Below are 13,422 nucleotides of genomic sequence, written 5' to 3' on the forward strand. Positions count from 1 at the left end.
GCGGTCAAGGGCGGCCGCATGGCCGGCGCGAAGCGGCTTTGACCTGGACGGGCGCGAGCACGACGGCGTGCTTGGCTCGGTCGGGCGTGCGAGTTTGGGCTGTCGTGTCGCTGCTGCTTGTTTTCGCTGCGTCGGACCGTGATGCTCTAGCCGAGAGTGGATCAGTGTTGGCTCAAGCGGTTGCTCCGGCAAGCAACCCGTTTGCAGTTTTCGTCGACGAAGCCTCGAAGCGTTTTGCAATTCCGGTGAACTGGATCAGTTCGGTCATTAACGTCGAAAGCGCTAGAGACGTGCACGCCAAGTCGCCCAAAGGCGCAATGGGCCTAATGCAGATCATGCCGGCGACTTGGGCGGAACTTCGCGAGCGCTACAATCTCGGGAACGACCCCTACGACCCGCGCTACAACATTCTGGCCGGCACGGCTTACTTACGCGAACTGCTCGACCGGTACGGCTCGCCTGGCGTGTTTGCCGCGTACAACGCGGGACCATCTCGCTATGAAGAGCATCTCGCGGGCGGCTCTCTGCCAGAGGAGACGCGAGCCTACGTCGCGAAGCTTGCAAATCTACTGGGCATCGAATTGCCGCCGAGATGGACGTCCAGCGGACAGTCAGCAGCAGCTGCAACGCTATTCGTTACGCGATCCGGTCTCATGAAAACACGCGTTCGGTTGCCGGCGCTCATGCCGTCGGGCGGCGTCACAACTGCAATCTCTGCGCCCGATGTTTCGCCCATGGTCCCCCGGCCTATTGGCGTGTTCGTCCCTCGATCGGATGCGGGAGTATCGCAATGACCAAGTGCGCGGGTTCGCAAGTCTTCGTGTGCTTCACCAAGCAGGTGCCGCGTGTTGATGGCGTATGGGCGATGCCTTCGGCCCGCGCTCTACTCGTCGCTTCGCTCCTCACCGAGCCACCCTTCGGGTGTCTCGGCCCTTCGGGTAACGATCGCTATCGCAAGCGCTCGGAACCAGTGGCGGCTTCGCGAGCCGGCTGCCGAGTCGCGACGGCTCTTTCGGGATCCGGCGACTGGGAGACCACGACGGCAGGACGGCGAGATAAAAGGGGCTCGCCGCTAGAACCGCAAGCCATTGACATGGCTTGGGTTCCGGCGTGCCGGCCGGTCGGGGCGCGTGCCGCGCCTTGCATTTTGACGAATGTAATCAAGGGCCTTTTTGGCACCATATGCGCTTTTGATCGTTGGGAGGCCCGGCCATGACCGCAGGCGACAGCGATCTGCGTGTTCGGCCCGGACGCATCCGCAGTACCCGCGCGCCGAAGCAAAAGACCTTCTTCAACCAGGTGCTACGTGCTGCGAAGAAAGCCGGACACACCTCGGGGCAGGCCGCGGCTGGCAGAAGTTCTGCTGCTTATGGGCGCTCGACGTTTGGCCGCGGCCGGCTCGCCTTCAGTCGCAGCCGGATGTTCAGCCCGACACGCCGCGTCGTTGTGAAGGCCCGTGTTGTCCGACACAAAGGAAGAGCGTTCCGCTCGGCACCACTCACTGCCCACCTCTCATATCTGAAGCGCGACGGGGTGACGCAAAGCGGCGAGCGCGCCGAGATGTTCGATGCCGGCGGCGACCGTGCCGACGGCGCTGCCTTCGCAGAGCGCTGTAAGGACGACCGCCACCATTTCCGGTTCATCGTCTCGCCTGAGGAAGCTGGCGAGATGACCGACCTCAAAGCCTTCACGCGCGATCTCGCCCGACAGATGGCGGTCGACTTCGGCACGCGGCTCGATTGGGTGGCCGTCGATCACTGGAATACGGACAATCCTCACGTCCATCTTCTCGTTAGGGGAGTCGATGAGGAAGGGGCGGATCTCGTGATCTCCCGCGACTACATCAGCCGCGGCCTGCGTTCACGCGCCGAGGAACTGGTCGCCATCGAACTTGGGCCAAAGCCGGAGCATGAAATCCGCAATTCGCTGGAGAGGGAAGTCGCGGCGGAACGATGGACGCGGCTCGATCGGGAGATCCGGCTGGCGGCAGATGAGACCGGCTATATCGATCTTCGCCCAGACAATCCCGGCAACTCCGAACCTGAAATCCGGCGACTGATGGTTGGCCGCCTTCAGCACCTGGAGAAGCTGGGCCTTGCTGCATCCGCCGCACCAGGGGAATGGATGGTCGGGCTCGAGGCCGAGCGTAACTTGCGCGAGCTCGGCATGCGCGGCGACATCATCAAGACCATGCATCGCGTCTTTACTCAGCGTGGGGAAGCGCGCGGCGTTGCCGACTATGTCATCGAAGGTGGGCAACCGGCGGCCCAGATCATCGGACGACTGGTCGATCGGGGATTGCATGACGAACTGACCGGAGAAGCTTACGCCCTCATTGACGGAACAGACGGGCGCGCTCACCACGTGCGCTTTCCAGGAGTTGAGGTTTTCGAACAGGCTCCACCAGTTGGTGGCATCGTCGAGGTTCGGCGCTTCGGTCATGCCGGGGACCCGCGCCCCACCTTGTTGCTCACGACCCGTTCCGATCTAGATCTTGGTGCGCAGGTCACCGCGAGAGGGGCGACCTGGCTCGACCACAGGCTTGTCGAACGTGAGCCTATGCCGCTCGCCATGGGCGGATTCGGCCGCGAGACCCGCGACGCCATGGAAGCCCGTACCGCGCATTTGATCCAGGAGGGGCTGGCGCGGCGGCAGGGCCAGCGCATCATCCTGCAGCGCGACCTCCTGAACACGTTGCGCCGACGCGAACTCGACAAGGTGACAGCAAAGGTCTCGGCCGACACCGGCCTGCCTCACGTGAAGTCCACCTCAGGGGAGCATGTAGCGGGCACGTATCGCCATCGGCTGACACTCGCCTCCGGACGCTTCGCCATGATCGACAGTGGGCTCGGCTTCCAGCTCGTGCCCTGGTCGCGTGAACTCGAAAAGAGATCCGGCCAACATGTCACCGGCGTCGTGAAGGACGGTGGCGGCATCGAATGGGGCTTTGGCCGCAAGCGCGACCTGGGCCTCTAGCTATCCCCCAATTAATAGCGGAAAGGCGTTTGGGATGTCTGGAACCAAGATCCTCTGGGGACAGGTGATCGTCGTCGGTCTGATCGTTTTGCTCGCCATTTGGGGAGCAACCGAGTGGACCGCCTGGCGGCTTGCCTACCAGCCGGAGCTTGGGCAACCCTGGTTCGAACTGTTGGGCTTTAAGGTCTACTACCCACCAGTTTTCTTCTGGTGGTGGTTCGTCTACGACGCCTATGCGTCTCAGATCTTTGTCGAGGGGGCCTTCATCGCCGCGTCGGGGACGTTCATTTCGATCGCGGTGGCGATCGGCATGTCGGTCTGGCGGGCGCGCGAGGCCAAGAATGTCGAGACCTATGGTTCGGCGCGCTGGGCCGATGCGGAAGAGGTTCGAGCGGCCGGACTTCTCGGCCCGGATGGGGTGGTGCTCGGCAAGCTCGACCATGACTACCTTCGCCATGACGGACCGGAGCACGTCTTGTGTTTTGCACCCACACGGTCCGGTAAGGGTGTTGGGCTCGTCATTCCTTCGTTGCTGGCTTGGCCCGGGTCAGCAATTGTCCACGACATCAAGGGTGAGAACTGGCGACTGACCGCCGGCTTCCGCTCGCGACATGGCCGCGCCCTGCTATTCGACCCGACCAACCCGAAATCATCCGCTTACAATCCGCTGCTCGAGGTCCGGCGTGGGGAATGGGAGGTTCGCGACGTTCAGAACGTCGCCGACGTCCTGGTTGACCCCGAAGGCTCCCTCGACAAGCGGAACCATTGGGAGAAGACCAGTCATTCGCTCCTGGTCGGCACCATACTCCACGTCCTTTATGCCGAGCCGGACAAGACCTTGGCCGGCGTGGCCGCCTTTCTGTCCGATCCGAAGCGGCCGATCGAGGCGACGCTGAAGGCGATGATGACCACAGCGCATCTTGGCGAGAATGGCTCTCATCCCGTTGTCGCCTCGACCGCGCGCGAGCTCCTCAACAAATCCGAGAATGAGCGGTCCGGCGTCCTCTCGACCGCGATGTCGTTCCTAGGCCTCTACCGCGATCCCGTCGTGGCCCAGGTGACCTGTCGATGCGACTGGCGGATTGCCGATCTGATTGCAGAATGCCGCCCCGCGACGCTTTACCTCGTGGTGCCACCATCGGATATTTCGCGGACCAAGCCCCTCATTCGTCTGGTGCTGAACCAGATCGGCCGGCGCTTGACTGAAGATCTGCACGCTCGCGATCGCCGGCATCGAGTCCTGATGATGCTTGACGAGTTCCCGGCTCTTGGGCGACTTGACTTTTTCGAGTCCGCGCTCGCCTTCATGGCGGGCTACGGCATCAAGAGCTTTTTGATCGCGCAGTCGCTCAACCAGATCGAGAAGGCCTACGGGCCCAACAATGCGATCCTCGACAACTGCCATGTCCGCGTCAGCTTCGCGACCAATGACGAGCGGACGGCCAAGCGGGTGTCGGACGCACTCGGTACGGCGACCGAGATGAGGGCCATGAAGAACTACGCCGGGCACAGGCTGAACCCCTGGTTGGGGCACCTGATGGTCTCGCGCCAGGAAACTGCAAGGCCGCTGCTGACCCCCGGAGAGGTCATGCAACTTCCTCCGATGGACGAGATCGTCATGGTGGCGGGTGCGGCGCCGATCCGGGCGAAGAAGGTCCGCTACTACGAGGATCGGCGGTTCACCGAGCGGGTTCTGCCGCCGCCCGATCCGCCGAGCGCCGGCCGATCATCGCGAACGGACGGGTGGTCAGCGCTCGGGCCTCTGAAGCCGGCTGGCCCGCCAACCGACAAGGAGCAAGGAGAGAAAGACACGGCGAACAGTGGCCTGCGCCGCGAGCCCGAACTCCCTGATCACGTCGCGATCGTCAAGGAGACGACGACCGAACCGACACCGGCAGAAGAATTCGCTGCCGTTCTAGATGATGACGAGGATGCGGTCCGTCAATCCCGGCTCATACGCCAACAGATGCGCGGTGTTGCCCGTCAAGTCGCCATGGATCCGAAGGACGGTATGGAGCTCTGAGGAAATATGCGCGACCGGATGAATGTCTACTTCCCACCTGAGCTTTTGAAACAGATCTCGGAGCTTGCCGATCGCAAGAAGCTTTCCCGGTCTGCGATCGTGGAAGCGGCAGTCGCGTCATTTCTGTCGCCGGACGGAGCGGACAGGCAGGAAGCAGCATTCACCCGTCGGCTGGACCGGCTGTCGCGTCAGATGCAGAGGCTGGAGCGTGACGTCGGCTTGACGGCAGAGACCTTGGCCCTCTTCATCCGCTTCTGGCTGACGATTACGCCGCCGCTGCCGAACGATGCGCAGGCGGCTGCGCAGGCAAAGGGCAGGGAGCGCTTTGATGGATTTGTCCAGGCGCTCGGGCGCCGTTTGCAAAAGGGGCAGAGCTTTCTGCGCGAGATTCCAGAAGAGGTCGTCCGTCAGGAGCCAGTCGGAGAATCCTGACGGCGTGTCTGAGATACTCCATCGAGCCGCCCCCTTCTTTTTCTACGCCAGCGTACGACCGTAGCAATTTAGCCGAACTGGCAAAAGCTGGCCGCGCTATCGGCTCGAACAAGCTGAGTGCGAGAGGGGCCAGCATGGAAGTCTCAATAGCATTGCGTCGAATCGCGTGCGTTTTTCTCCCTTTTGCTTTTGGATACTATCTTTCGTATCTATTTCGAACGATCAACGCTTTGATTGCCGGTCATCTCAGCTTAGACATCGGGCTTGGGACTGCCGACCTCGGGTTGCTTACGTCAGTTTATTTCCTGGTATTCGCAGCGGCTCAGATCCCCGTCGGCATCTTGCTGGACCGCTTTGGTCCCCGTCGCGTCCAGAGTGCACTGCTTTTGATCGCCGCTGCGGGCGCCGGCTTATTCGCAGCGTCGACCAGCTTCCTGTCACTCTTGATCGCGCGCGCAATGATCGGGCTCGGGGTGGCAGCGGCACTGACGGCAGGACTGAAGTCGATCATTCTTTGGTTTCCCAGGGAACGAGTTGCCTTGCTGAACGGCTACATGATCATGCTGGGGTCCCTAGGAGCGGTGACCGCCACCACTCCCGTCGAACACTTACTCACCTGGACGGACTGGCGGCAGCTCTTTGAGATGCTGGCGGCCGCTACGGGTGCCACGGCGATTCTTGTCTATGTCGTGGTTCCTGAGCGAGGCATTGTCCCATCAACAGCGCCGGCCACCCTTAGCTCCGTTTTCGATGATCAGCGCTTCTGGCGAATGGCCCCGTTGTCGGCGACTTGCGTTGGATCGGCTTGGTCCCTGCAGGGATTGTGGGCATCGCCGTGGTTGACCGATGTAGAGGGGTTTGATCGCGCAAGTCTGGTCAAACAGCTGTTCACAATGTCGATCGTACTTAGCGGCGGTGCCTGGTTGTTCGGTACGACAGTCCATTACCTCAAACGAAGAGAAATCGGGGCTGAGACGATTTTATCGATGATTGCAGTGCTGTTTATCGCAGCTGAGCTAGCATTGATACTACGAGCGCCTTTGCCGTCCGTCTTGCCATGGTCCGTTGTCGCAATTGTCGGAACTGCAACCGTGGTCAGCTTCGCGGTGATAGCGGATTACTTTCCGGCGGAACTTGCCGGTCGGGCCAACGGCGCCTTGAACGTTCTACACTTTGGTTGGGCATTTCTGGCCCAATACGCGACGGGTCTGATCCTGGAGCAGTGGCCCACGGAGGATGGTCATAGATCCGTTGTGGCCTATCAGGTCGCGTTCGGTCTCAATGTCGTAATCCAGGTCTCGGCGTTGATCTGGTTCGCGCTACCTTGGCTCAAGTTCTCAATATCACGGAGGCGCGCGCGCGCAGGGTCAATTCCTTCCATCATGCCGCTCAGTGCTTTCGACGCGGTCGAAGCAGGCATTTTCTGTGAGCAAAGCGATGACGATGCAGAGTGGTGATGAACTGCGCGACCCGCAGCGAATCGATGCGACGCCTAGTGGACGTCAAATAGCTGTTCGAACCCTTTTCTTTTTCTACGCCAGCCTACGATCATTGAAAGCGCTTGTTGCGCCAAGTCCATTGGTGCCTTTTCTAATCATCCCCATCCGAGGGCCGTGTGTGGACGCCCTCATTCGGTGGGAGCGACGGTGGCAATCCATACCTTTCAAACGGAAGCGAGTTCGCGCGGTGCGCGAATGCTGCGTAGCGCGCTTGGCGTTGCGATTGCCGGTTACCTCGAAGACGAAGCGATCATCGAGGTGATGCTCAACCCGGATGGGCGGCTCTGGATTGATCGGCTGTCGAATGGCCTGATCGATACAGGCGAGACTCTGTCCGCAGCCGACGGCGAGCGCATCGTTCGCCTTGTAGCGCATCACGTTGGCGCCGAGGTGCATGCCGGCGCGCCCCGGGTTTCGGCCGAACTGCCCGGGACCGGCGAGCGTTTCGAAGGTCTGTTGCCTCCGGTCGTTGCGGCACCGGCTTTTGCCATCCGCAAGCCCGCAGTAGCCGTGTTTACGCTCGACGACTACGTCGGCAGGAGGATTATGACCTCGGAGCAAGCCAGGACTCTGAAGAGCGCGGTCGCTGCTCGTAAGAACATCCTCGTCGCCGGTGGGACATCGACCGGCAAGACGACGTTGACGAATGCGCTCTTAGCTGAAGTGGCAAAGACCTCCGATCGAGTCGTGCTGATCGAAGATACGCGCGAACTTCAGTGCAAGGCGCCCAATCTTGTCGCGCTACGGGCGAAGGATGGCGTTGCCACGCTGTCGGACCTTGTCCGCTCCTCGCTCCGACTACGCCCTGATCGCATCCCCGTTGGGGAAGTCCGCGGTGCCGAAGCGCTCGACTTGCTCAAGGCTTGGGGCACCGGCCATCCCGGTGGCATCGGCACTATTCATGCGGGCACCGCGCTCGGCGCGCTGCGACGGCTCGAGCAACTTATCCAGGAAGCCGTTGTCACGGTTCCGCGCGCCCTGATCGCCGAAACCATCAACCTAGTCGCCGTGCTTGTCGGCCGCGGCGTCGATCGTCGTCTCGCGGAGCTCGCCCTCGTCTCAGGGCTCGGGCCCTCTGGCGACTACAGCCTTTCATCAGCAGGAGACTGACATGCGTCAGCAAATATGCCTTCTTCGAAATGCGGCTTCACTGACCGCCTTCGGTACCCTTGTTTTGGCGACAGCCCCTGCATGGGCGGCTGGGTCGAACATGCCGTGGGAGCAGCCGCTCAATCAGATCCTGCAGTCGGTCGAAGGCCCCGTCGCCAAGATCATCGCCGTCATCATCATCGTCGTGACCGGGCTGACGCTCGCGTTCGGCGATTCGTCCGGTGGGTTCCGCAGGCTGATCCAGATCGTGTTCGGTCTGTCGATCGCGTTTGCGGCGTCGAGCTTCTTTCTGTCGTTCTTTTCGTTCGGCGGCGGCGTGGTGATCTGATGCATGAGCAGGTCACAGGCTTTGTCGTCCCCGTTCATCGAGCGCTCACTGAGCCAATCCTGATGGGCGGTGCGCCGCGGTCAGTCGCGATCGTTAACGGCACGCTTGCAGCGGCCCTTGGACTTGGACTGCGGCTGTGGATCGCGGGTCTCGTGCTCTGGTTCATCGGTCACATGGCCGCCGTCTGGGCCGCCAAACGCGACCCTGCCTTCGTGGACGTGGTGCGCCGACACGTGCGCCTTCCCGGCCATCTCAACACCTGAGCTCACGGTCATGATGAATCTTGCCGAATATCGTCATTCCAACGCGCGTCTCGCCGACTTCCTGCCTTGGGCTGCCCTGGTCGACGAGGGTATCATCCTGAACAAGGACGGTTCATTCCAACGGACGGCCAAATTCCGCGGACCCGACCTCGACAGCGCGGTGCCGGCTGAACTGGTCGCCGTCGCCGGTCGTCTCAACAATGCCTTGCGCCGCCTCGGATCTGGCTGGGCCGTGTTCGTGGAGGCGCAGCGTCATTTTGGGGGGGCTTATCCGCCGAATACCTTTCCTGATGTTGCGTCAGCACTGGTCGATGCCGAGCGCAAAGCTCAATTTGAGGAGGCAGGCGCCCACTTTGAGTCCAGCTATTTTCTGACCTTCCTCTATTTGCCGCCGGAAGAGGGCGCCGCCAGGGCAGAGCGACTGCTCTATGAAGGCCGCGATCGGACGGTTGGAGGAGATGCTCGCGAGGTGCTCCGTGGGTTTATCGATCAGACCAATCGCGTGCTTCAGCTTGTTGAAGGCTTCATGCCCGAATGCGCCTGGCTCGATGATCAGGACACGCTGACTTACCTGCACTCAACGATCTCGACCAAGCGTCATCGCGTTCGGGTACCCGAAATTCCCATGTACCTCGATGCGCTATTGGCTGACGAGCCGCTGACCGGCGGGCTCGAGCCGATGCTGGGCTCGGCAAATGTTCGAGTTCTGACGATCGTCGGATTTCCGGGCGCGACGACGCCGGGAATTTTGGACGATCTGAATCGCCTGCCATTCTCGTATCGCTGGTCGACCCGGGCGATCATGCTCGACAAGACCGATGCCACCAAGCTGTTGACCAGGATTCGCCGCCAATGGTTCGCCAAGAGGAAGTCCATTGGGGCCATTCTTAAGGAGGTCATGACCAACGAGGCATCGACGCTGCTCGATACCGACGCCAACAACAAGGCGTTGGACGCCGACGCGGCGTTGCAGGAACTGGGGTCGGACCAGATCGGACAAGCCTTTGTCACGGCGACCGTCACTGTGTGGGACGGCGATCCCGGTGCAGCCGACGAAAAGCTGCGGCTGGTCGAGAAGATCATTCAGGGCCGCGATTTCACCTGCATGATCGAGACGGTAAACGCCGTTGAAGCTTGGCTTGGCAGTCTGCCCGGACACGTCTACGCCAATGTGCGGCAGCCACCGGTTTCCACCCTCAACCTCGCCCACATGATTCCGATGTCGGCCCTGTGGGCAGGCGAGTCCAGGGATCTGCACTTCAAGGGGCCACCCCTCCTGTTCGGCAAGACCGAGGGATCGACACCTTTCCGGTTCTCGCTCCACGTTGGCGACGTCGGCCATACCCTAGTGGTCGGACCGACAGGCGCGGGAAAGTCGGTGCTCCTGGCGCTTATGGCGATGCAATTCCGCCGTTACCCGAATGCTCAGGTCTTCGCGTTCGATTTTGGCGGCTCGATCCGGGCGGCCGCGGTGGCCATGGGCGGAGACTGGCACGACCTCGGCGGTGCGTTGACTGACGGAGGCGACCAGCCCCTCGCGCTACAGCCGCTGGCCTGGATCGACGATCTTTCCGAGCGCGGATGGGCAACGGAATGGCTCGGCGCAATCCTGGCGCGGGAGAAGATCGAGATCACCCCAGAGGTCAAGGATCATCTGTGGTCCGCGCTGACGTCACTCGCTTCGGCGCCGAGGGAGGAGCGCACCCTGACGGGCCTGTCAGTCCTGCTCCAATCCAACTCGCTGAAACGCGCCTTGCAACCGTACTGCCTGGGTGGTCCGTCCGGGCGCCTGCTCGATGCCGAATTCGAGCGCCTGGGCGAAGCCTCGGTTCAGGCGTTTGAAACCGAAGGTTTGATAGGAACGAGCGCGGCACCGGCCGTGCTGGCCTATCTCTTTCATCGGATCGGAGACCGCCTCGATGGTCGGCCGACGCTGCTGATTGTCGATGAAGGTTGGCTTGCTCTTGACGACGAGGATTTTGCTGGCCAGCTCCGGGAATGGCTGAAGACGCTCCGTAAGAAGAACGCGTCCGTCATCTTCGCCACGCAGTCGCTTTCGGATATTGATGGCTCCGCGATTGCGCCGGCAATCATCGAAAGCTGCCCAACGCGACTGTTGCTGCCGAACGAGCGGGCGATCGAGCCGCAGATCACCGCGATCTACCGCCGCTTCGGACTCAACGATCGCCAGATCGAACTTCTGAGCCGGGCAACGCCAAAGCGCGACTACTACTGTCAGTCCCGCCGCGGCAACCGGATGTTTGAACTGGGCCTTGGCGAGGTTGCGCTCGCCTTCACCGCAGCGTCTTCCAAGACAGACCAAGCTGCCATCGCGCAGCTCCTCAGCGCATATGGTCCTGAAGGCTTCGTGCCGGCCTGGCTCCAGCACCGTGGTGTCGCTTGGGCCATAGACCTGATCCCCAATCTCGCAAATCTGGAGAAATCCCTATGATGCGACTTGGCCTATTGGCGGCTGCTGGCACCGTCGCGGTGGTGCTTGGTACCACGGCGCCCGCGCGGGCGCAGTGGATCGTCTTTGACCCCAACAATTACGTTCAGAATGTCCTGACCGCTGCGCGTGAGCTGCAGCAGATTAATAATCAGATCACCTCGTTGCAGAACGAGGCGCAGATGCTCATCAACCAGGCAAAGAATTTGGCGAACCTGCCGTATTCATCGTTGCAGCAACTGCAATCCTCGATCCAGCGGACCCAGCAATTGTTGGCCCAGGCCCAGCGCATCGCCTACGACGTCCAGCAAATCGATGGCGCATTCTCCACCAGCTATGCGCCGGTCAACGGGAGCCAGTCCAACCAGGCATTGATCACCAACGCTCAATCGCGTTGGCAAAATTCTGTAGCCGCAATGCAGGATGCCCTCCGTGTTCAGGCCGGCGTCGTCGGCAATCTCGACACCAACCGCATACAGACCTCAGCGCTTGTAACATCAAGTCAGGGTGCGAGTGGCGCCCTGCAGGCAACCCAGGCGGGCAATCAGATCCTCGCCCTTCAAGCGCAACAACTCGCCGATCTCACGGCTGCCGTGGCGGCGCAGGGCAGGGCGCAGAGCCTCGAAGCAGCTCAGCGCGCCTCGGCCCAAGATCAGGGGCGAGAACAGCTTCGGCGGTTCCTGACGCCCGGACAGGGCTATCAGTCTCAAGACGTGCGGATGTTCCACTGATGACCGATGTAAGGGCGTTCAAGGCGTTGTCGCTGCTTACGACAATCGGCGTATTCGCCGTCGCTGCCTGCACGATTCAGCTTCGTGGTGGAGAGGAATCTCCGCCGCCGCCCAAGGCAGAGCAGACGACAGGCGCAACGAGCTCAGACCTCGCACGCTGCCGCAGCGTCACTTCGGAGAGCGCGGCGGGCTATCAACGTTGCAAGCGGGTTTGGGACGAAAACCGGCGTCGCTTCTTTGGCAAGAAAGACGGTCCAGCGGATGCAGGCCACGATGATTCCGCCGCAGTCTTGCTGCCCGCCCCAAAGGACCAGAGTCGCATGCCGCAAGGATGTCCGCCCCAGGCGACACCTGACGCGAGTAAGCCATGACCGGCACCGGAATCATCGACCAGTTTCTGGAAACGTTCACGCGATATATCGACAACGGCTTCGGGCTGCTGGGTAGCGATGTCGGATATCTCGCAACGACCCTTGCGGCGATCGACATCACGCTTGCTGCGTTGTTTTGGAGTTGGGGGCCGGATGAGGACATTATCGCGCGCCTCGTCAAGAAGACGCTCTTCGTCGGCGTCTTTGCTTACCTCATCGGCCACTGGAATAGCCTGGCGCGCATCGTCTTCGAAAGCTTTGCCGGCTTGGGACTGAAAGCATCAGGCGCAAGCCTCTCCGCGGCAGATTTCCTGCGACCGGGAAAGATCGCCCAAGTAGGGCTGGACGCCGGCCGTCCGCTGCTCGATTCGATCTCCAACCTGATGGGCTACATCAGTTTCTTCGAGAATTTCGTCCAGATCGTCGTTCTCCTGTTCGCCTGGGTCGTGGTGTTGCTCGCCTTCTTCATTCTGGCGATCCAGCTCTTCGTCACCTTGATCGAGTTCAAGCTCACGACGCTGGCTGGTTTTGTGCTCATCCCCTTCGGACTGTTTGGCAAGACTGCCTTCGCGGCAGAGCGCGTCCTGGGCAACGTCATATCCTCCGGCATCAAAGTCCTGGTCCTGGCCGTCATTGTCGGCATCGGCTCGACCCTGTTCTCGCGATTTACCGCAGGCTTCGGCGCCGCACAGCCGACCATTGAAGATGCGATGACTTTGGTGCTTGCGGCGCTCTCCTTGCTGGGCCTCGGCATCTTTGGTCCGGGAATCGCAAATGGCCTGGTGTCCGGCGGGCCGCAGCTCGGCGCCGGCGCCGCGATTGGCACAGGCCTTGCCGCTGGCGGGGTTGTTGCTGCCGGCGCAGGTATTGCCGTGGGTGGTGCTGGACTCGCTGGCGGAGCGTTGGCGGGCGCCGCGCGTGGGGGCGGCGCCGTCTTGAGCGGCGCATCCGCCGCCTATCGAAGCGGCGGCCTGGCCGGTGTGGCAGAGGCCGGCAGCTCGGCTGCCATGAGCCCGTTGCGCCGCGCTGCGGCCGTCCTCAGCGGTGGTGGGCAAGGGGCCGAGCAGGCCGCGAGCACTTCGACCGAAGGGCAGCCCGATTGGGCGCGGCGCATGAAACGTGCTGAGACCATTCGGCACGGTGCGTCGGCAGCCGGACAGGCGGTGCGCGCAGGCGATCACGGCGGCAGCGGCTCGTCCGTCGATTTGTCCGAAGGAGAGCGCTGACACGCCGCCAATGC

General features: G+C 61.8%; 12 protein-coding genes. All 12 read left to right on the forward strand.

Annotated features, from left to right (window positions below; all coding sequences use genetic code 11):
* The first annotated feature begins 104 nt into the window (after positions 1–104).
* The 12 genes from BCCGELA001_RS08290 (at position 105) to trbL (ending at position 13,408) form a co-directional block, all read left to right on the forward strand.
* Complete coding sequence (locus tag BCCGELA001_RS08290; RefSeq protein ID WP_083543315.1) at positions 105–794, forward strand: lytic transglycosylase domain-containing protein; 690 nt, start codon at positions 105–107, stop codon at positions 792–794.
* A gap of 418 nt (positions 795–1,212) precedes the next feature.
* Complete coding sequence (locus tag BCCGELA001_RS08295) at positions 1,213–2,976, forward strand: relaxase/mobilization nuclease domain-containing protein (RefSeq protein WP_060735035.1); 1,764 nt, start codon at positions 1,213–1,215, stop codon at positions 2,974–2,976.
* Positions 2,977–3,010: 34 nt separating this feature from the next.
* Entirely contained in the window at positions 3,011–4,999 is a 1,989-nt protein-coding gene (locus BCCGELA001_RS08300; protein WP_008561515.1) for a conjugal transfer protein TraG, read from the forward strand.
* Positions 5,000–5,005: 6 nt separating this feature from the next.
* Positions 5,006–5,431 (forward strand): CopG family transcriptional regulator, encoded by a 426-nt coding sequence (locus tag BCCGELA001_RS08305; protein ID WP_008561513.1) that lies wholly within the window; start codon positions 5,006–5,008, stop codon positions 5,429–5,431.
* A gap of 134 nt (positions 5,432–5,565) precedes the next feature.
* Positions 5,566–6,888 (forward strand): MFS transporter, encoded by a 1,323-nt coding sequence (locus BCCGELA001_RS08310; protein ID WP_060735036.1) that lies wholly within the window; start codon positions 5,566–5,568, stop codon positions 6,886–6,888.
* 237 nt (positions 6,889–7,125) lie between these two features.
* Positions 7,126–8,040, forward strand: a complete 915-nt coding sequence (trbB, locus tag BCCGELA001_RS08315; protein ID WP_008561509.1) for a P-type conjugative transfer ATPase TrbB — start codon at positions 7,126–7,128, stop codon at positions 8,038–8,040.
* A gap of 1 nt (position 8,041) precedes the next feature.
* Entirely contained in the window at positions 8,042–8,368 is a 327-nt protein-coding gene (locus BCCGELA001_RS08320) for a TrbC/VirB2 family protein (protein WP_060735037.1), read from the forward strand.
* Positions 8,368–8,631 carry a VirB3 family type IV secretion system protein gene (locus BCCGELA001_RS08325; RefSeq protein ID WP_060735038.1) on the forward strand — a complete coding sequence of 88 codons (264 nt, stop codon included), beginning with the start codon at positions 8,368–8,370 and terminating at the stop codon, positions 8,629–8,631. Before BCCGELA001_RS08320 ends, BCCGELA001_RS08325 begins: the two co-directional genes overlap by 1 nt.
* 10 nt (positions 8,632–8,641) lie before the next feature.
* Entirely contained in the window at positions 8,642–11,083 is a 2,442-nt protein-coding gene (trbE, locus tag BCCGELA001_RS08330; RefSeq protein WP_008561499.1) for a conjugal transfer protein TrbE, read from the forward strand.
* On the forward strand, positions 11,080–11,811 hold the full coding sequence (gene trbJ, locus BCCGELA001_RS08335) for a P-type conjugative transfer protein TrbJ (RefSeq protein ID WP_008561497.1): 732 nt from the start codon (positions 11,080–11,082) through the stop codon (positions 11,809–11,811). Before trbE ends, trbJ begins: the two co-directional genes overlap by 4 nt.
* Entirely contained in the window at positions 11,811–12,182 is a 372-nt protein-coding gene (gene trbK-alt / locus BCCGELA001_RS35795) for a putative entry exclusion protein TrbK-alt (protein WP_083543316.1), read from the forward strand. Before trbJ ends, trbK-alt begins: the two co-directional genes overlap by 1 nt.
* Entirely contained in the window at positions 12,179–13,408 is a 1,230-nt protein-coding gene (gene trbL / locus BCCGELA001_RS08340; RefSeq protein ID WP_060735039.1) for a P-type conjugative transfer protein TrbL, read from the forward strand. Before trbK-alt ends, trbL begins: the two co-directional genes overlap by 4 nt.
* Positions 13,409–13,422 lie beyond the last annotated feature (14 nt).

Origin of the sequence: Bradyrhizobium sp. CCGE-LA001 (assembly GCF_000296215.2) — a bacterium.
Classification (GTDB): domain Bacteria; phylum Pseudomonadota; class Alphaproteobacteria; order Rhizobiales; family Xanthobacteraceae; genus Bradyrhizobium.